This window comes from Ruegeria sp. BHSC037, assembly GCF_059613045.1.
In genome coordinates, this window is sequence record NZ_JBXWRT010000013.1 from 46,843 (window position 1) to 63,758 (window position 16,916).

The 16,916-nt window shown below is 64.0% G+C and carries 21 protein-coding genes; 4 read left to right on the top strand and 17 right to left on the bottom strand.

The features are described from left to right. Positions 1-4: 4 nt before the first annotated feature. The 4 genes from AC2FMN_RS13430 to hmgA all read right to left on the bottom strand — a co-directional run bounded on the left by AC2FMN_RS13430 (position 5) and on the right by hmgA (position 5,365). A complete protein-coding gene (locus AC2FMN_RS13430) occupies positions 5-1,615 on the bottom strand; it encodes an FAD-dependent oxidoreductase (protein WP_496688730.1) in 1,611 nt (536 codons plus the stop codon). Between the two features lie 134 nt (positions 1,616-1,749). Then, the gene (locus AC2FMN_RS13435; protein ID WP_496688732.1) at positions 1,750-2,700 is read right to left on the bottom strand and encodes an MBL fold metallo-hydrolase; all 951 of its coding nucleotides are present in this window, start codon (positions 2,698-2,700) and stop codon (positions 1,750-1,752) included. Positions 2,701-2,710: 10 nt separating this feature from the next. Then, positions 2,711-3,967: a fumarylacetoacetase gene (gene fahA / locus AC2FMN_RS13440; RefSeq protein WP_496688734.1), complete on the bottom strand. Its 1,257-nt coding sequence runs from the start codon at positions 3,965-3,967 to the stop codon at positions 2,711-2,713. 42 nt (positions 3,968-4,009) lie between these two features. Beyond that, positions 4,010-5,365, bottom strand: a complete 1,356-nt coding sequence (gene hmgA / locus AC2FMN_RS13445; RefSeq protein ID WP_149776335.1) for a homogentisate 1,2-dioxygenase — start codon at positions 5,363-5,365, stop codon at positions 4,010-4,012. A 56-nt stretch (positions 5,366-5,421) separates the two neighbouring features. On the opposite strand from hmgA, the gene AC2FMN_RS13450 reads away from it, so the two are divergent. Both AC2FMN_RS13450 and AC2FMN_RS13455 read left to right on the top strand, forming a co-directional pair. Next, entirely contained in the window at positions 5,422-5,874 is a 453-nt protein-coding gene (locus AC2FMN_RS13450; RefSeq protein WP_496679380.1) for a MarR family winged helix-turn-helix transcriptional regulator, read from the top strand. Between the two features lie 60 nt (positions 5,875-5,934). After that, positions 5,935-7,167, top strand: a complete 1,233-nt coding sequence (locus tag AC2FMN_RS13455; RefSeq protein ID WP_496688736.1) for an adenylate/guanylate cyclase domain-containing protein — start codon at positions 5,935-5,937, stop codon at positions 7,165-7,167. Here AC2FMN_RS13455 and AC2FMN_RS13460 read toward each other — a convergent pair. Further along, entirely contained in the window at positions 7,164-7,973 is an 810-nt protein-coding gene (locus tag AC2FMN_RS13460; RefSeq protein ID WP_496679377.1) for a division plane positioning ATPase MipZ, read from the bottom strand. The genes AC2FMN_RS13455 and AC2FMN_RS13460 overlap by 4 nt on opposite strands. 188 nt (positions 7,974-8,161) lie before the next feature. On the opposite strand from AC2FMN_RS13460, the gene AC2FMN_RS13465 reads away from it, so the two are divergent. After that, positions 8,162-8,479, top strand: coding sequence for a Dabb family protein (locus AC2FMN_RS13465; protein WP_496688738.1), 318 nt, complete (start codon positions 8,162-8,164; stop codon positions 8,477-8,479). A 59-nt stretch (positions 8,480-8,538) separates the two neighbouring features. On the opposite strand, the gene rpmE is transcribed toward AC2FMN_RS13465, so the two are convergent. Both rpmE and rplS read right to left on the bottom strand, forming a co-directional pair. Then, positions 8,539-8,760, bottom strand: coding sequence for a 50S ribosomal protein L31 (rpmE, locus tag AC2FMN_RS13470; protein ID WP_496679373.1), 222 nt, complete (start codon positions 8,758-8,760; stop codon positions 8,539-8,541). 11 nt (positions 8,761-8,771) lie between these two features. Continuing rightward, entirely contained in the window at positions 8,772-9,161 is a 390-nt protein-coding gene (gene rplS, locus AC2FMN_RS13475) for a 50S ribosomal protein L19 (RefSeq protein ID WP_496679371.1), read from the bottom strand. A 380-nt stretch (positions 9,162-9,541) separates the two neighbouring features. On the opposite strand from rplS, the gene AC2FMN_RS13480 reads away from it, so the two are divergent. Continuing rightward, positions 9,542-10,345: a glycoside hydrolase family 25 protein gene (locus tag AC2FMN_RS13480; protein WP_496688740.1), complete on the top strand. Its 804-nt coding sequence runs from the start codon at positions 9,542-9,544 to the stop codon at positions 10,343-10,345. Here AC2FMN_RS13480 and trmD read toward each other — a convergent pair. From trmD to ffh, 10 genes are all read right to left on the bottom strand, one after another. Next, on the bottom strand, positions 10,342-11,145 hold the full coding sequence (trmD, locus tag AC2FMN_RS13485; RefSeq protein WP_496688742.1) for a tRNA (guanosine(37)-N1)-methyltransferase TrmD: 804 nt from the start codon (positions 11,143-11,145) through the stop codon (positions 10,342-10,344). The two genes, AC2FMN_RS13480 and trmD, sit on opposite strands and share 4 nt — an antisense overlap. Continuing rightward, positions 11,142-11,957, bottom strand: a complete 816-nt coding sequence (locus AC2FMN_RS13490) for a hypothetical protein (RefSeq protein ID WP_496688744.1) — start codon at positions 11,955-11,957, stop codon at positions 11,142-11,144. Before AC2FMN_RS13490 ends, trmD begins: the two co-directional genes overlap by 4 nt. Next, complete coding sequence (gene rimM, locus AC2FMN_RS13495) at positions 11,957-12,460, bottom strand: ribosome maturation factor RimM (protein WP_496679364.1); 504 nt, start codon at positions 12,458-12,460, stop codon at positions 11,957-11,959. Before rimM ends, AC2FMN_RS13490 begins: the two co-directional genes overlap by 1 nt. Further along, positions 12,453-12,602 (bottom strand): hypothetical protein, encoded by a 150-nt coding sequence (locus AC2FMN_RS13500; RefSeq protein ID WP_496679363.1) that lies wholly within the window; start codon positions 12,600-12,602, stop codon positions 12,453-12,455. Before AC2FMN_RS13500 ends, rimM begins: the two co-directional genes overlap by 8 nt. Positions 12,603-12,608: 6 nt before the next feature. Beyond that, positions 12,609-13,244 (bottom strand): 5,6-dimethylbenzimidazole synthase, encoded by a 636-nt coding sequence (bluB, locus tag AC2FMN_RS13505; RefSeq protein ID WP_496688746.1) that lies wholly within the window; start codon positions 13,242-13,244, stop codon positions 12,609-12,611. Between the two features lie 12 nt (positions 13,245-13,256). Further along, on the bottom strand, positions 13,257-13,634 hold the full coding sequence (rpsP, locus tag AC2FMN_RS13510; RefSeq protein WP_496679359.1) for a 30S ribosomal protein S16: 378 nt from the start codon (positions 13,632-13,634) through the stop codon (positions 13,257-13,259). Positions 13,635-13,733: 99 nt separating this feature from the next. Beyond that, the gene (locus tag AC2FMN_RS13515; protein WP_005981236.1) at positions 13,734-14,030 is read right to left on the bottom strand and encodes a chorismate mutase; all 297 of its coding nucleotides are present in this window, start codon (positions 14,028-14,030) and stop codon (positions 13,734-13,736) included. Then, positions 14,027-14,578, bottom strand: coding sequence for a GNAT family N-acetyltransferase (locus AC2FMN_RS13520; RefSeq protein ID WP_496688748.1), 552 nt, complete (start codon positions 14,576-14,578; stop codon positions 14,027-14,029). The genes AC2FMN_RS13515 and AC2FMN_RS13520 overlap by 4 nt, the downstream gene beginning before the upstream one ends. Beyond that, positions 14,575-15,183: a GNAT family N-acetyltransferase gene (locus AC2FMN_RS13525; RefSeq protein WP_496688750.1), complete on the bottom strand. Its 609-nt coding sequence runs from the start codon at positions 15,181-15,183 to the stop codon at positions 14,575-14,577. The genes AC2FMN_RS13520 and AC2FMN_RS13525 overlap by 4 nt, the downstream gene beginning before the upstream one ends. After that, positions 15,184-16,692, bottom strand: coding sequence for a signal recognition particle protein (gene ffh, locus AC2FMN_RS13530; RefSeq protein ID WP_496688752.1), 1,509 nt, complete (start codon positions 16,690-16,692; stop codon positions 15,184-15,186). Between the last annotated feature and the right edge of the window lie 224 nt (positions 16,693-16,916).

A 16,916-nucleotide genomic window follows, 5' to 3' on the forward strand; every position in this document is an offset into this window, starting at 1 on the left:
GTGCCTACTCCTTGCCGATGGCCCGGCGGATCGCCTGCCGGAACGCGTTGTCTTCATAGCTGTCGCGCCGCGCCGCCACATGCTGGTCGGGCCGGATCAGATAGACCGCGCCTGCCGCGTCGCCCAGATACCGCCGCTTCAGCGCCAGCGTCCGGTCATCCTTGACCGACAGCGCCAGCCGCTCGACCATCACGCCCTCTTCCTCGATCCTGTCTGGGGCGTCGGCGTCGATGGTCAACAGGGTGAACTTGCCCGCCAGCTTGGGCAACAGGAACGCATCCCCCAGCGGAGCATCGGGGCAGGGCGAGCCGGGGCGCGTTTCGGCCGGACCATTCAGCGCATCGGCCGAATTCAGCGGCGAGCCGTCATAAGTGCAGGGCACGCTCAGCCGGCCGGAATTCACCAGCGGGCGGGCGAACTCGTAATGTTCGCTCAGGTCCAGAACCGCGTCGCGCAGGATGCGTGACATTTCCGATTTCGGCGTGATGAAATCGGTCGAGCGGGTCGAGTTCAGGATGTTCTCGTCCGCGCCATGGATGCGCTCGACATCATAGCTGTCCAGCAGTCTGTCGGGCGCGGTGCCGTCAAGGACCATCTTCAGCTTCCAACACAGGTTGTCGGTGTCCTGCAGGCCCGAATTGGCCCCACGCGCGCCGAAGGGGCTGACCTGATGGGCGCTGTCGCCAGCAAACAGGACGCGGCCGTGGCGGAATTTCTCCATCCGGCGGCACTGGAAGGTATAGATGCTGACCCATTCCAGCTCGAACTGGACGTCCTCGCCCAGCATCGCCTTGAGGCGCGGGATCACGTTTTCGGGGCGCTTTTCGCGTTCCTTGTCGATGTCCCAGCCCAGTTGCAGGTCGATGCGCCAGACGTTGTCGGGCTGTTTGTGCAGCAGCGCCGACTGGCCGCGGTTGAAGGGCGGGTCGAACCAGAACCAGCGCTCGGACGGGAAATCGGCTTCCATGATCACATCGGCGATCAGGAAGTTGTCATCGAACACGCGGCCCACGAAATCCAGCCCCAGCATCCGGCGGGTGGGCGAATTGGCCCCGTCACAGGCGATCAGCCAGTCGGCCTCGACGGTGTACGACCCCTCGGGCGTTTCCACCTCGAGCTTGACGTGGTCGTCATGGGTGCCGATTGCCTCGACCTTGTTGCGGCCACGGATCTCGATCGGTACGCCCTGGGTCTGTAACTCGCGGACCCGTTCGACCATGAACTGCTCAAAGTAGTATTGCTGAAGGTTGATGAAGGCCGGATGGGCATAGCCCTCATCGGGCTGCAGGTTGAATTCATAGACCTTGCGGTCGTCGAAAAACACCTTGCCCGTGTTCCACAGCACGCCCTTGTCCACCATCGGGCGGGCGCACCCCAGCCGGTCGGCGATTTCCAGCGTGCGCTGGGCGAAACAGATTGCGCGGCTGCCGAAACTGACCTTGTCGTTGTCGTCCAGCACCACCACCTCGACGCCCTGCTGGGCCAGGTCGATGGCGGCGGCCAGCCCGACCGGCCCTGCGCCGATCACGATCACCTGATGCCGCACCGGGGTGGGGGCATCCTGATCGGGGCTGCGGGCATAGGCATAGAGCGGCTGTTCAAAAATCTTGTTCATGGGCTCTCTCCCCAAGTTCTGTGCGCCGGGCGCACAACCTCCGCCCACCGGCGCGGGGCGCCGATGGCTCTCCTCCATGGTTGCATCGTTTTCAGGCCGGCGACACGATCTGGATCAAGTCGCCGGGCCATTTCTCAGCCCTGCAGGGCCTCCCACATCTCCAGATCGCGCTGGGCGGTCCAGATGCGCGGGGTGTCAATGCCGCGCGCCTCGTCATAGGCACGGGCCACGTTGAAGGGCAGGCAGTGCTCGTAGATGGCATAGTCCGAGAATTTCGGATCGCACTCCGCCCGCACTGCGTCCCAGGCCTCTTTCAGGCTGCCGCCGCGCGCGGCCACCTTTGCCGCCGGGCGATAGGTGCTTTCGACGAAGTCGCGGGTGTTCTCGATGGCGGCATTCACCATTTCCTTGCCGACCAGCGCATCGCCGCGCCCCGGCGCGATGGCATCCACGTCGAACCACTGGATCTGATCCAGCGTGTCGCCCCAGTCGCCGAAATGCCCGTCGCCGCAATAGCAGGCCGAGTGATATTCGACGATGTCGCCGGTGAACATCACGTTCTGGTCGGGCACGTGGATCACGATGTCGCCGGCCGTATGCGCCCGCCCCAGATGCATCAGATCGACCCGGCGGTTGCCCAGATAGACCGTCATCGTATCGCTGAACGTGGTGGTGGGCCAGGTCAGGCCGGGGATGCTTTCATGCCCTTCGAACAGGCGCGGAAAGCGCTGGAATTCGCTGTCCCAGTCCTCTTGACCGCGCTCGACGACCATGGCGCGGGCCATGTCCGACATGATGATCTGCTGCGCGCCGAAGGCGCTGGCGCCCAGCACGCGGACCGCGTGGTAATGGGTCAGCGCCACATGGGTGATCGGCTTGTCGGTTACGGACCGGATGCAGTCGATCACCTTCTGCGCCAGGCGCGGCGTGGCCTGGGCCTCGACCACCATCACGCTGTCATCGCCGATGATCACGCCCGAGTTCGGATCGCCTTCGGCGGTGAAGGCGTACAGACCTTCACCCACCTCGGTGAACGAGATTTTCTTTTCGGTCATGTCCCCCTGGGACGCGAATGCCTTGGCCATGTGGCGCTCCTTATCGTGCGTATGGGTCTTCAAGGGCGGGCAGCACTGTGCCGGTGCAGTCGCCGAAGCCGATCGTGTAGCCGTCGCCCCGGGCGGCGCCTTTGAGGGTCAGTGTGTCGCCGTCCTCGATGAAGCTGCGGGTTTCTCCGGTCTCCAGCGTGATCGGCTCCTTGCCGCCCCAGCTGAGTTCCAGCAATGAGCCGCGGCTGTCCTTCGTCGGCCCCGAGATGGTGCCCGAGCCGAGCAGGTCGCCCACGTTCATCGGGCAGCCCGAAGTGGTGTGGTGCGCCAGTTGCTGCGCCGAGGAATAATACATTTCCTTGTAGTTGGTGCGGGCGATGGTGGTCGCCGGTTTGCCCGGGGGCGCCATCGTCACCTCCAGCTCGATGTCATAGAGCATCGGACCGCAATCCTTGAGGTGATCCAGCAGTTCGACCTCGCGCGCGGGCGTGTCGCAGCGGAAGGGGTCCAGCGCTGCCTTGGTCACGATCCAAGGCGAAATCGAGGTGGCGGTGGCCTTGGCCTGGAACGGGCCAAGCGGCTGGTATTCCCAGGCCTGGATGTCGCGCGCCGACCAGTCGTTCAGCAGGACATAGCCAAAGATGTGGTCGTTGGCCTCTTGCACGGTGATCGGGCCGTCGGACGGGGTGCCTACGATGGCGCCCATCTCCAGTTCGATGTCGAAACGGCGGCTGGGCAGGAAGGCGGGTCGGTCATGGTCGGGGGATTTCAGCTGTCCCCACGGGCGGCGGATATCGGTGCCCGAGACCACCACCGACGAGGCCCGGCCGTTGTAGCCGATGGGGATGTGCAGCCAGTTGGGCGGCAGAGCGTTTTCCGGGCCGCGGAACATGGTGCCGACGTTCATGGCGTGGTGCTTGCCCGCGTAGAAATCGGTGTATTCGCTGACGGCAAAGGGCATGTGCAGTTGGGCCTCGGCTTGCGGAACCAGCAGCGGTTCGACCTTGTCCTGTTCTTTCGACCCCTTCGCCAGCATGGCGGTCAGCCGCTCGCGCAGCGCGGCCCAGACGGCCGGCCCCTGTTCCATCAGCGGGTTCCAGAAGGGCAGATCGAACAGCGGCTCGTCGCCCAGCGTGATCAGCCCCTCGGCCTCGGCTGCGGACACGTCAAGTATCATGTCCCCGATGGCCACACCGCAGCGCGGCTCGGACCCTGCGGTCGAAAAGACGCCATAAGGCAGGTTGTTCAGCGGAAAAGGGTGGTTCGCGTCATTGGCCGAGGCCACCCAAGATTTCATCAAAGGCATTGCGTTTCCTTGTGCGGTGCGGTGGCCGTGGGGCCACCGGTGTCATTTCTTGCCGGGCGTACCGTCGAATTTCTTTTCCAGGTCCGTCCAGCAATCGATGTAGTCATCCTGCAGCGGCGCCTCGTTCGCGGCAAAGGCGGTCAGGTGCTGCGGAAAGCGGGTCTCGAACATGAAGGACATGGTGTTGTCCAGCTTGTCCGGCCCCAGATTGGCGTTGGACGCCTTTTCAAAGGCTTCCTTGTCGGGTCCATGCGGGATCATCATGTTGTGCAGGCTCATTCCGCCCGGCACGAAGCCCTGCGGCTTGGCGTCGTACTGGCCATAGATATTGCCCATCAGCTCGGACATGATGTTCTTGTGGTACCACGGCGGGCGGAACGTGTCCTCCATCACCATCCAGCGTTCGCGGAACAGGACGAAATCGATATTGGCCGTGCCCGGTACGCCCGAGGGCGCGGTCAGCACGGTAAAGATTGACGGATCGGGGTGGTCGAACAGGATGGCTCCGACCGGGCAATAGGTCCGCAGGTCGTATTTGTACGGCGCGTAGTTGCCGTGCCAGGCCACCACGTCCAGCGGGCTGTGGCCGATCTTGGTGGTGTGGAACTGGCCGCACCACTTGATCGTCACGGTCGAGGGCACTTCACGGTCTTCGAACGCGGCCACGGGTGCCTTGAAGTCACGCGGATTGGCCATGCAGTTGGCGCCGATCGGGCCGCGGCCCGGCAGCTCGAATTTCTGGCCGTAGTTCTCGCAGACGAAGCCGCGGCAGGGGCCTTCCAGCACCTCGACCCGGTACACCAGCCCGCGCGGGATGATGGCGATCTCCTTGGGTTCGAGGTCGATGATGCCCAGCTCGGTCGCAAAGCGCAGGCGGCCTTCCTGCGGCACCACCAGCAGCTCGGAATCGGCCGAGAAGAAATAGTCGTCCACCATCGATTCGGTGACCAGATAGATATGGCTGGCCATGCCGACCTGGGTGTTCACGTCCCCGGCGGTGGTCATGGTGCGCATGCCAGTCAGCCAGGTCAGCGGTTGGTCGGAATGGGGCACCGCGTCCCAGCGGTACTGGCCCAGGCTGATCACGTCCGGATCGACATTCGGGGCGCTTTTCCAATACGGCAGGTCGATCTTTTCATAGCGGTGCGAATGCTTGACCGACGGCCGGATGCGATAGCACCAGGTGCGCTCGGGCGGGTTGGCGGTGAAGGCGGTGCCGCTGAGCTGTTCGCCGTAAAGGCCATAGTTGCATTTCTGCGGGCTGTTCATGCCCTGCGGCAGTGCGCCCGGCAGCGCCTCGGTTTCAAAGTCATTTCCAAAGCCGGGCATATAGCCTGCGTGGGTGCCAACGGGCGTGCTGGCTTGGGTCAGAGCGTGCGGGTCAGTCGGACGATTCATCGGGGTTCCTCCGTTTGCTGCTTGTCGGATAATAGTTGATTTTGTAACTAACAACCATGACACAGCCAGATTCCGCCGAAAAAGATGACTTCGACCTGCGAAATTTCCTGCCCTTCCTGCTCAACCAGGCGGCCGAGGAAAGCTCGTTGGATTTCCAGAAGGTCTACAAGAACCGCTATGGGATGCTGCGCACCGAATGGCGCGTGTTGTTCCACCTGGGCAATTACGGAGAGATGACCGCCAAACAGATCGGGGAACGTGCCAAGATGCACAAGACCAAGATCAGCCGCGCGGTGCATAAGCTGGAACAGCGCCGATACCTGCGGCGCACCCGCGACGAAAACGACCGCCGGATGGAGCGGCTGACCCTGACCCCCGCCGGTCTGGCGGTGTACCGCGAATTGCGCGACATCGCCCGCGACTATGACGCCCGGCTAGCGGGCATGTTCACCACGGGCGAGGCGGCGCTGTTGCGGATGATGCTGCGGCGGCTGGCCGGGATGGACTGACCTCTGGTATTCTGGCCCCGCAACCCCCAAGTGGGGGGTCAGACCAGACGGAGCCCCAAGATGCCATCCACCGACCCCAAAGCCCGCGCCGATGACCTGATTGGATGGTTGCTGGACCGGGGGCTGGAAGGGGCCGAACAGTCGGAAATACTCGAAGGCTATTGCCTGCGGCTTGTGGATGCGGGCGTTCCCCTGATGCGGTTTCACGCCGCCCAGAGCGCCTATCACCCCATTTATGGCGGCACCGGATTCAACTGGTACCGGGACGAAGGGGGCAGCGTCGAGAATTACGAGCACCGCGAGGAATTGCCCGATCAGTGGGTTTCAAGCCCGCTCTACGCGATGCTGCAGAGCGGGGCGAAGGAGCTGCGTGAAAGGTTGAAAGATCAGAACGAACCCAGCCGATTTCCGTTTCTGAACGAGTTGCATCAGAAAGGTGCCACCGATTACTTTGCATCCGGTCTGGTTCTGCAGAAGGTCGAGCCCGAAAACCGGATCGCCCTGGACCAGATGCCCGAGGGCGTTCTGATGTCCTGGACGACGGACCATGCCGAGGGGTTCGAGGAAATTCACCTGGATCTGATCCGATATGCCCTGCCGCATCTGGGTCTGGCCTTGAAATCGGCCTCGAACCGAAAAATGGCGCAGGATCTGCTGCGCGTCTATTTGGGGGGGGATGCGGGTCGGCGCGTGTTGTCGGGGGAAATCCGGCGCGGATCGTTGCAGCAGATCGACGCCGTGATCTGGAATTTCGACCTGGAGGGCTTTACCGGGCTCGCCGAACGCCTTCCCGGGTCGGACATCATCGCAATGCTGAACGACTATCTGGCCGTGGCGGTCGAGGTCGTTCAGGGCTGTGGCGGCAATATCCTGAAATTCATGGGCGACGGTCTGATGGCCATGTTCGACGTGGGCGAGATTGACGAGGACGCCCGCGCCGCGCTGGCCGCTGTGACTGTTCTGCAAGAGCGCATTGCGGTGCTCAACGCGGAACGGGCCGCCGCCGGCTTACCGATCGCCAATTTCACCCTTGCCCTGCATTCGGGCGAAATCCTGTATGGCAATATCGGCGCTGAAAGCCGGCTGGATTTCACCGTGATCGGACCGGCGGTGAACCAGGCTGCGCGCATCGCAGGCATGCACCGGTCGCTAGACCGGCGTATCTTGATCTCGGATGACGTTGCCCGCGCCGCTCAGCCCTGCGAACAGGAACTGATCTCGGTCGGGCGCTACATGCTGCGCGGCGTTCCCGAGCCCAAAGAGCTGTTCACGATCTACGCGCCGACGGCTTAGAAATCGATCTCGACCCCTGGCAAATTCAGTTCGCGCATCATGTCGCGCAGCTCCTGCCGGGCGGCGATATTCGAGATGTTGAGCTGTTTCACCCCGACATCCTTGAGGTCCAGCAGAGTCAGCCCGCGCGGGAACAGTTCGCGAAAGATCACACGCTCGGAAAAGCCCGAGGCAACGCGGAAGCCGATCCGTTTCGACAGCATCTCGATGGCGCGCTGCATCTTTTCCTTGTTGACCATGCGCTGGGTGCCCACGCGGTTGCGCACCACGACCCAGTCTATGGGCTTCAGCCCTGCCTGCGCCCGAAGTTGCCGGGCGTTCCACACCATCTCGGAATAGACCGAGGGGCCGAGGATCTTTTCGCCCTTCGAGTCGATCCGCGCCAGAAGGTCGAAATCAATGAAACTGTCGTTCAGCGGCGTGATCAGCGTGTCGGCCAGCGAATGGGCCACCTGGCTAAGCCTTGTGTGTGACCCGGGGCAGTCGATCAGGATAAAATCGCTGTCGCTTTCCAGCTCGGCCACGGCGGCGGACAGGCGGTGGTCATAGATATTCTCGCCGGGTTTGAGCTTGCTTGCGTCGATCTCGGGCAGGTCGTGGTGGCGCGGGCTGGGCAGGTCCAGATGCTCGTTGGCCATAAAATTGCGCCGGTTCTCGAAATACCGGCCCAGGCTGCGCTGCCGCAGATCCAGATCCAGCGTGCTGACCTTGTGTCCCAGCCGCGCCAGCGCGGTGGCAACATGCATGGAGACGGTCGATTTGCCTGCGCCGCCCTTTTCGTTCCCCACCACGATGATATGTGCCATGCCAGTGTTCCCCGGTTCCGTCGTGTTTGACTACACGTTGTTTGCAGCCACTATATGTTGTGTGTGCGCCAAAGGAAAGCGGTCGAATCGGCTTCCTGCGTCAAGATCAGGCACTGTCATTTGGGGGCGGACGCCTTGGACCACCGAAGACGACCCGACCACCCGCGCGTCAGAGAAAGGGACGGCCGATGATCCTGCACTGCGTTTTCTTCACCTTTCGCACCGACGCGCCGCAGCAGGCGCGGCGGGATGTGGTGCAAGGGCTCTCGGATTTGTGCGCCGAGTTGGCCGGCGCGATTGGGTTCGACTATGGCCCCAACCGCGATTTCGAGGGAAAGTCGCAGGTCTGGCGCGACGGCTTCGTGATCCGGTTTGCCGATGCCGAGGCGCTGCGTGTCTATGCAGAACATCCGGTGCATCGGCAATTGGGCGGCCAACTGTGTGCATTGTGCGAGAATGGAGCCGAGGGGATCATCGTGTTCGATCTAGACGTGCCCGACAATTGAGCCATACAAATAAAAAAGGCCGTCCCGACGGGACGGCCTTGAAACGCGATAGCGTGGGATCAGAAGCCCAGACCTTCGTATTTCTTCTTGAATTTCGACACACGGCCGCCCGCGTCCATCAAGCGCGACGAACCGCCGGTCCAAGCCGGGTGCGAGGACGGGTCGATTTCCAGGGCCAGCTGGTCGCCCTCGGCGCCCCAGGTGGATTTCATTTGAACCACGGTGCCGTCGGTCATCTTGACGTCGATGATGTGGTAATCGGGGTGGATGTCTTTTTTCATGGGTCCGCTCCTTACGCTTCGGCCTCGGCGTCAGCCTTGGGCTTGTAGTTGGTGACCTCCGCGATCCGGGCCGATTTGCCGCGGCGCGAGCGCAGGTAGTACAGTTTGGCGCGGCGGACGCGGCCGCGGCGGACAACGGTGATGCTGTCGATATTGGTCGAATACAGCGGGAACACGCGTTCCACGCCTTCGCCGAACGAAATCTTGCGGACGGTGAACGAACCGGCAATGCCATTGCCGTTCTTGCGCGCGATGCAGACGCCTTCGTAGTTTTGCACGCGGGTGCGCGAGCCTTCGGTCACCTTGTAGCCGACACGGATGGTGTCACCGGCTTTGAAATCGGGGATCTCTTTCCCCAGGGCGGCAATCTGTTCCGCCTCAAGCTGTGCGATCAGGTCCATCGCAGGTACTCCTATCTGCTCGTGGTTGGTCCACGAAGTTGGCACGGCCCGAGAGCTCTTGGTCTTCCCCGGGTCCCGCTTGCGCAGCCCGCCAGAGATCAGGTCGACTGTTCCTTCCGTGCGGTTTCGTGTGCAGCTTCCCCGATCCGAAGAAAGCCGGGTGCGATCCTGCGACACAAACCAAAACACCGGAGTCGCCGCAGGGCGCCACCGGATTGCGCCCGTTTAGGCAATTCGCGGAGGTAGATCAAGCCCGATTCACCGGGTTTCACTGGCGCAGCGGTGAAAATCCGCCGCCGTGGAACGCAAATGTTGCGATATTCGGGCACTCAGGCATGCTGGTGATGATCGGGCAACGATATCTGAGGCAGGACGATAGGATGCGCAAAGTCATACTCGGTGTGGCCATCGGCCTGTTGCTGCTGTCTTGCGGACGCCGCACGCCCGCGCCGCAGGTGACCGACCTGCCGGCCGGGTACGACCGCTCGGCGCCGCAGGCCCTGTATCCAGCCTTTGCCGATGCCGATCCGCATGACTGGGACCGCCGCCGACCAGAGCATTATCCCGTTCACGGGCTGGACGTGTCGCGCTGGCAGGGCCAGATCGACTGGCGCCAGGCCAAGGCCGCGGGCATCAGCTTTGTCTTCATCAAGGCGACCGAGGGCGGCGACGTGGCCGACCCGATGTTCGAAAACCACAGCAGCGGCGCGGCGGCGGCGGGTGTGCCCTGGGGCGCCTATCACTACTACTATTTCTGTCGTCCCGCGGCCGAGCAGGCCCGATGGTTCATCCGCAACGTGCCGCGTGGGGCCGACCTGCCGCATGTGCTCGACATGGAGTGGACGCCGCATTCGAAAACCTGCACTTTGCGCCCCGACGGCAAGACCGTCCGGGCCGAGGCGCAGCGGTTCCTTGATATCCTCGAACGTCACTACGGCCGCCGGCCGATCGTCTACACCACGGTCGATTTCTACGCGGACACTAGCATTGGCCGACTGCCCAAGACCGAGTTCTGGCTGCGCTCGGTCGCGGGGCATCCGCGCAATGTCTATCCCCGGGCGGTCTGGCGGTTCTGGCAGTACACGGGCACCGGGCTTGTGCCGGGCGTGCAGGGGCGGGTGGACATCAACGCCTTCAACGGCTCGCCCGATCTGTGGACGCGGTGGAAGACCGGCGGGCCCTAGTCCTCGCCCTGTTCCTTGCGATAGGAGGCCCAAAGATCGGGGCGGCGTTCGCGGGTGATCTGTTCCGACATCTGCTGCCGCCATTCGGCGATGCGGCCGTGATGGCCCGACATCAGGACGTCGGGGATCGGGCGGCCTTTCCATTCGGCCGGGCGGGTATACTGCGGGTGTTCCAGCAGCCCCGAGGCAAAGCTCTCCTCCTCGGCCGAGGCCTGGTTGCCCAGAACGCCGGGAAGCAGCCGGACGGTGGCGTCGATCAGCGCCTGCGCGGCGATCTCGCCGCCGGTCATCACGAAATCGCCCAGCGAGACCTCTTGGATGCCGTAGTGCTCCAGCACCCGTTCATCCACGCCTTCGAACCGGCCGCACAGCAGGGTCAGGCCGTCGCAGCGGGCGAAATTCTGCATCATGCGCTGGTCCATCCGGCGGCCGCGCGGGCTGAGATAGACCAACGGCCAGTTGCCCTGCACGCCGTCCATCGTGTGTTCGATCGCCGCGCCCAGCACGTCGGCGCGCAGCACCATGCCGGCGCCGCCGCCAGCGGGCGTGTCGTCGACATTGCGATGCTTGCCGATGCCGAACTGTCGCAAATCGACGGTTTCCAGCTGCCAAAGCCCGTCTTGCAGGGCCTTGCCGGTCAGGCTTTCGCCCAGAACACCGGGAAAGGCCGAGGGGAACAGCGTGATCACCTTGGCCTTCCACACGCCGTACAGGTCCGGCGTCGGCGTCAACAGCTCGCGCGGCTTCAGGGTGGGGCGGATGGCCTTGCGGCCGTGGGATTTGGCGGGTTTGTCCGTCATGGCTGAGGGGTCAGGCTGTTCCGGGCGTCTTCGACGATGCGGGCCTTCTGCCGGACCAGCGCCGCCTCGTCCAGCCCCGATCGGTTCAGATCCAGCATCGCCTTCAACGTGGCCTCGGGCAGGGCGGGGTTGGACCGGGTCGGCGTGATCAGCTGCGCGGCCTTTTCGCGCGGCAGGATCAGGAATTCGGCGAAGGGCGTGCCGGGGCCAAACGGGCGTTCGCGCAGTTCTTCCAGCCATTCCGTCTGCACGCGGACCGAAGGCAGCCGGTCGCGGATCGCTTCGGCGGTCTGCTGGGGCGAGGGCAGGTCGGCCAGCTTGTCGCGGAAGGCGTCGAAATCCAGAACCAGCCGGGTGCGCTGAAGGTCGTGTGCCCACAGGCTGCGCAGCCAGCTGCCGCGCTGGCGCAGCGACAGATAGACGGTGATGTCCAGCGGATCCCCCGCCAGCCGGTTGCGCACCATGTCCACGATGCAGGCCGCCAGTTCGGGCGCCGCGTCATAGCCCACCGCCGGATTGCGACTAGGCCGAAGCCCGGCGAAATTCTCCTCGCTCAGCACCAGCCCGCGCTTTTCGCCGAAATCCAGCGAGTCGAGAAGGGCATGAAACTGCGAACCGAACTCGGCCAGCGTGCCCACCGTGCCATAGAGCGAATGGCGGGTGGCCGCCTCGGACAACCCGCGCTTGCGGGTGACATAGGGCAGCACCAACGCGTGGTGTGGCCAGATGAGTTCGCGGTTTTCGAACAGAAACGACTGGGCCGCCGTGGTGCCCGTCTTGTGCAGGCCCAGATGCAGCAGGATGCGCCGCATCACAGCAGCCCTTCGGGCGGGTCGGCGACGATGCGGCCGGCCTCAAGGTCAACCGTGGGTACTGCCGCCTTTGTGAAGGGCAGCAGAACGGTGGTTTTCAGCCCCGGCCCGTGCAGTTCCAGCAGGTCGTCGGCGCCGTGGTTCTGCACTGACTTGACCTTGCCCAGCAGGGTGCCGCCGGTGTCATAGACCTCAAGCCCGATCAGGTCGGCGTGATAGAATTCGTCATCCGGCAGCGACGGCAACTGATCGCGCCGGGCAAAAAGGCGCAGCCCCTTCAGGGCGTCAGCCTGCTCCTTGGTCTCGACCCCGCCCAAGCGCGCGGCAAACCCGTTCTTGATTGCGCGCGTGATGATCAGCGGATAGCGCTCGGTGCCGGTCTCGTCGGTCAGGGGGGAGTAGTTCTCAATATCCTCGGGAACCGCGCAATAGCTTTTCAGGCGGACCTCGCCGCGTACGCCGAAGGACCCGGCGATGCTGCCGACACAGATCAGATCAGTCATTGGGCATTTCCGTCGTCACACAAGTTCCGTTCATCCACCGGCCGATTTCGGCGCAGACTTCGCGTTGATTGCTGCGTTCAAAGAACACGCCCACAATAAAGGCGATCAGCAACAGGATGGGAAGGCGTATCAATCCGAACATGGCATCCTACCGCACGTCCACCGGCAGGCTGCCGCGGCGGGACTCCCAGCCCAGAGTTTCCAGCTCGGGCGTGTCCGAGCTTTCCTCGGGCCAGCCCACGCAGAAATAGCCGATCAGCCGCCAGTCGTCGGGCACCGACAGGTCGCGGGCCAGCCGGTCGGGATCGAGGATCGAAACCCAGCCCAACCCCATCCCATGCGCGCGCAGCGCCAGCCAAAACAAAGTGACGGCCGAGACCACCGAATAGCGGCGCATTTCGGGCATGGTGCCCGCGCCCAGCCCCTGGCCCTTGTCGGTGGCGTCATCGCAGAACACCGCCAGCTGCACCGGAGCCTCTTGCATACCCGATAGCTTCAACTGGCTGTACAGATGCGCCCGGTCTCCGAAATAGCCCGCAAGCGCGGCGTCATTGGCGGCCTTGAAATTCTCCAGCGCCGCGGTACGGGCCGCGTCGCTTTCGACGCGGATCACGCGCCAGGGTTCGCTCAGACCCACCGAAGGGGCCAGCTGAAACGCGTCGAGGCAGCGCGTCAGCACTGCCTCGTCCACCGCGTCGGTGCGGAACCGGCGCACGTCGCGCCGGAGCCGCATCAACAGATCGAACTGCGTGCGGAATTCGTCGGTAAAGGCCTGATCCTGCACGCGCCCGCCTGTTTATTCTTCTGCAGCGGCTTCTTCTGCCGGAGCAGCGGCTTCGGCTGCCTTTGCGGCCTTCTCTTCGGCGCGCTCCTGGGCTTTCTTGCCCGGAGTGCCCTTCTTGGGGTTGTTGCGCTCGGTCTTCTCCTTGGCGCCGGCGGCTTCCAGCATGCGGGCGATCCGGTCGGTCGGCTGCGCGCCCTGGTCCAGCCAGTACTGGATGCGCTCCATGTTCATCTTCACGCGCTCTTCGCTGTCTTTCGGCAGCAGCGGGTTGTAGGTGCCCAGCTTCTCGATGAAGCGGCCATCACGCGGCATGCGGCTGTCCGCTGCAACGATGCGGTAGAAGGGGCGCTTTTTCGAGCCGCCACGGGCCAGACGAATTTTCATTGCCATTGTGGTATCTCCTTTGGATGGCGTTGGCCGGATTGCTCCGGCTATTTCTGGTGTTTGCTGAACCTCGGGTTCACTTCTGGTGTTTGTTGAACCTCTGGTTCACTTCTGGTGTTTCTTGTGGTGTCGAATGACTTCCTGAATTATGAAATTCAGGAAAGCCTTGGCAAAATCGGGGTCCAGATCCGCCTCTTTCGCCAGGTCTTCAAGCCGTGCGATCTGCGCGGCCTCGCGCGAGGGATCGGACGGGGGAAGGTCGTGTTCGGCCTTGAGCTTGCCAACGGCCTGGGTGTGCTTGAACCGCTCGGCCAGCGTATAGACCAGGATCGCGTCCAGCCGGTCGATGCTTTCGCGGTGGTCTTTCAGCAAGGCCGCGGCCCGCGTCACGGGATTGTTCATTGGCCGGTCCTTTCGGTGTTCAGATCGGTCGTTGACGTGTCGAGTTTCGGGTGCCGCCAGATCTGTGCGGACTTGCCCAGCACTTCGCCCTCGCGCTCGTAGGTCGCGCCGAGGCGCTGTGCCAGAGCGCGCGAACGGTCATTGGCGTGGGCGATATAGCTGATAACGCCGTTCAGTCCCTGATGGCGCGCCGCGTGGTCGCGGGCGGCCTGCGCGGCCTCAAAGCCCAGCCCCTTGCCCTCGGCCTGTTCCATCAGGGTCCAGCCCAGCTCGGGTTCGTCCCAGCCGGGTACATAGATCATGCCGGTCCAGCCCACGAAAGCGCCGCTGGACTTTTCGGTCAGGTGCCACAGGCCATAGCCACGCAGCGCCCAGTGGCCCAGACGGTTCGCCAGCACGCTCCAGCAGTCTGCCGCATCCCTTGGCCCGCCCACCATGCGGCTGCGCTCGGTCTCGTAGAAGGCGGTCATGGCCGGCAGGTCGTCCAGATGCGGCGCCCGCAGGATCAGGCGCTCGGTCTCAAGGGTCGGGATGGCAAAGGTCGTCATGCGTAGGCCTCCATCCCGCCATCGCCGTCGCCGGGCAGGTGGCGATAGACCAGAACCGGCTCGCCGAACCCGGCCTCGGCCTGCAGGTCGCGCTGGGCGCCCAGACGCTCGGCCACGCGGGCCGAGGCCGCGTTGTCGTGGTCTACATAGCTGACCAGTGACGGCAGGGCCTGCGGACCCAGTGCAAAGTCGCGGGCGGCTTCGGCCGCTTCGGTTGCGATGCCACGCCCTTCGGCGGCTTCGGTCAGCAAATAGCCCAACTCGTGCTCGCGGTCGCCGAATTCCATGCCGATCGACACGAAGCCCAGCACCTGACCGCCTGCACGGTCCTCGATGGCCCACATTCCCGCGCCACGCAGCAGCCAGCCCGCGACGTATTGCGAGAAATCCAGCCAGGCCGCCTGCCGGTCAAACGGGCCGTCCATGTGTTCGGCGCGGTCCGACATCAGGATTTCGGCATAGGTGTCGAAATCCCCGATCCGCGGCGCGCGCAGCACCAGCCGCGCGGTCTCCAGCCGCGGCAAGTCCGCCGCCAGCCGCGCCGACAGGTCGGCAGCGGGGCCGGTGGCCGAAGCCTCCCACGGATATGCGACGGGCGCGGTCACTTACTTCTTCTTTCCGAACCCGCTCAGGCCGGGGGGCAGGGCCATGCCGCCGCCCATGCCGGGCATGCCGCCGGGCATCTTGCCGCCCATCGCCTTGGCCGCGGCTTCCAGCGCCTTAGGGTCCATGCCGGCGGCCATTTCCTCGGGGCTGGGCCCGCCTTTGCCGAACATGCCCTTCATGGCCTGTTTCAGCATCTTGCCTTTGCCCATCTTGCCCATCTTCTTCATCATGTCCGACATCTGTCGGTGCATCTTGAGCAGCTTGTTGACGTCGCTGACCTCCATGCCCGAACCGGCCGCGATGCGTTTCTTGCGGCTGGCCTGCAGCAGCGCGGGGTTGGCGCGTTCCTTCTTGGTCATCGACTGGATCATGGCGATCTGCTGGCGCAGGATCCGGTCGTCCAGCCCGGCCTGATCCATCTGCTTGGCCATCTTTCCCATGCCCGGCATCATGCCCATCAGGCCCTGCATGCCCCCCATCTGGATCATCTGTTCCAGCTGCATCTTCAGGTCGTTCATGTTGAACTGACCCTTCATCATGCGCTTCATCATGCGCTCGGTCTGCTCGAGCTCCATGGTCTCCTGGGCTTTTTCGACCAGGGCCACGATGTCGCCCATGCCCAGAATACGGCCCGCGATGCGGTCGGGCTCGAAGGTTTCCAGCGCATCCATCTTCTCGCCCAGACCGACGAAGCGGATGGGCTTGCCGGTCACTGCGCGCATCGACAGCGCCGCGCCGCCGCGGCCGTCACCGTCCATCCGGGTCAGGACCACGCCCGTGATGCCGACCTTGGCGTCGAACTCCTCGGCGACCTCTACGGCGACCTGACCGGTCAGGCCGTCAACCACCAGCAGGGTCTCGCGCGGGTCGACCACGTTGCGGACCTGCTCGACCTCGTCCATCAGGACTTCGTCGACATGCAGACGGCCCGCGGTATCCAGCATGTAGACGTCATAGCCGCCCAGCGTGGCCTGCTGTTTGGCGCGCTTGGCGATATCCACCGGCTTCTGCCCCGGCACGATCGGCAGGGTGTCCACCCCGATCTGGGTGCCCAGAACCGCCAGCTGGTCCATCGCCGCCGGGCGGTAGACGTCCAGCGAGGCCATCAGGACCTTCTTGCCCTCTTTTTCTTTCAGGCGTTTCGCCAGCTTGCCGGTGGTGGTGGTTTTACCCGAGCCCTGCAGGCCGACCATCAGGATCGGGGCGGGCGGGTTGTCGATTTTCAGCTTGCCGGGGTCTTCCTCTCCGCGCAGGGTATCGACCAGCGCATCATGCACGATCTTGACGACCTGCTGGCCCGGCGTAATCGACTTGGTCACCGCCTGGCCGGTCGCCTGTTCCTGCACCTTCTTGACGAACGCACGCGCCACCGGCAGCGAAACGTCAGCCTCAAGCAGCGCCACGCGAACCTCACGCAGGGCGGTCTTGACGTCTTCCTCGGACAGGGCGCCCTGTTTGGTCAGCCGGTCAAAGACGCCAGAGAGGCGTTCGGATAGATTTTCAAACATGCCTTCGGCCTCCTTCGCCGGTTGTCGGTTGGCGCCCCATAGATAGGGGCGGACGGGTCAATGCACAAACGCCCCCACGGGCGAAACTCGCTGGTGGGGGGCGATCCCTGAACGACTCAAGGGACCGGAAGAACACACGCTTCCGGATGTTGCGTTGGCGTTTAGGCCCATTGGCTGCCCGAGTCAACCATCCGCGCCTGCCGGGTTGCATCGTCTGGCCCCGT

What these genes read in the sequence shown, in the direction of transcription:
- AC2FMN_RS13430 (WP_496688730.1), bottom strand. Translation starts at nt 1,615, where the DNA reads ATGAACAAGATTTTTGAACAGCCGCTCTATGCCTATGCCCGCAGCCCC.
- AC2FMN_RS13435 (WP_496688732.1), bottom strand. Translation starts at nt 2,700, where the DNA reads ATGGCCAAGGCATTCGCGTCCCAGGGGGACATGACCGAAAAGAAAATC.
- fahA (WP_496688734.1), bottom strand. Translation starts at nt 3,967, where the DNA reads ATGCCTTTGATGAAATCTTGGGTGGCCTCGGCCAATGACGCGAACCAC.
- hmgA (WP_149776335.1), bottom strand. Translation starts at nt 5,365, where the DNA reads ATGAATCGTCCGACTGACCCGCACGCTCTGACCCAAGCCAGCACGCCC.
- AC2FMN_RS13450 (WP_496679380.1), top strand. Translation starts at nt 5,422, where the DNA reads ATGACACAGCCAGATTCCGCCGAAAAAGATGACTTCGACCTGCGAAAT.
- AC2FMN_RS13455 (WP_496688736.1), top strand. Translation starts at nt 5,935, where the DNA reads ATGCCATCCACCGACCCCAAAGCCCGCGCCGATGACCTGATTGGATGG.
- AC2FMN_RS13460 (WP_496679377.1), bottom strand. Translation starts at nt 7,973, where the DNA reads ATGGCACATATCATCGTGGTGGGGAACGAAAAGGGCGGCGCAGGCAAA.
- AC2FMN_RS13465 (WP_496688738.1), top strand. Translation starts at nt 8,162, where the DNA reads ATGATCCTGCACTGCGTTTTCTTCACCTTTCGCACCGACGCGCCGCAG.
- rpmE (WP_496679373.1), bottom strand. Translation starts at nt 8,760, where the DNA reads ATGAAAAAAGACATCCACCCCGATTACCACATCATCGACGTCAAGATG.
- rplS (WP_496679371.1), bottom strand. Translation starts at nt 9,161, where the DNA reads ATGGACCTGATCGCACAGCTTGAGGCGGAACAGATTGCCGCCCTGGGG.
- AC2FMN_RS13480 (WP_496688740.1), top strand. Translation starts at nt 9,542, where the DNA reads ATGCGCAAAGTCATACTCGGTGTGGCCATCGGCCTGTTGCTGCTGTCT.
- trmD (WP_496688742.1), bottom strand. Translation starts at nt 11,145, where the DNA reads ATGACGGACAAACCCGCCAAATCCCACGGCCGCAAGGCCATCCGCCCC.
- AC2FMN_RS13490 (WP_496688744.1), bottom strand. Translation starts at nt 11,957, where the DNA reads ATGCGGCGCATCCTGCTGCATCTGGGCCTGCACAAGACGGGCACCACG.
- rimM (WP_496679364.1), bottom strand. Translation starts at nt 12,460, where the DNA reads ATGACTGATCTGATCTGTGTCGGCAGCATCGCCGGGTCCTTCGGCGTA.
- AC2FMN_RS13500 (WP_496679363.1), bottom strand. Translation starts at nt 12,602, where the DNA reads ATGTTCGGATTGATACGCCTTCCCATCCTGTTGCTGATCGCCTTTATT.
- rpsP (WP_496679359.1), bottom strand. Translation starts at nt 13,634, where the DNA reads ATGGCAATGAAAATTCGTCTGGCCCGTGGCGGCTCGAAAAAGCGCCCC.
- AC2FMN_RS13515 (WP_005981236.1), bottom strand. Translation starts at nt 14,030, where the DNA reads ATGAACAATCCCGTGACGCGGGCCGCGGCCTTGCTGAAAGACCACCGC.
- AC2FMN_RS13520 (WP_496688748.1), bottom strand. Translation starts at nt 14,578, where the DNA reads ATGACGACCTTTGCCATCCCGACCCTTGAGACCGAGCGCCTGATCCTG.
- ffh (WP_496688752.1), bottom strand. Translation starts at nt 16,692, where the DNA reads ATGTTTGAAAATCTATCCGAACGCCTCTCTGGCGTCTTTGACCGGCTG.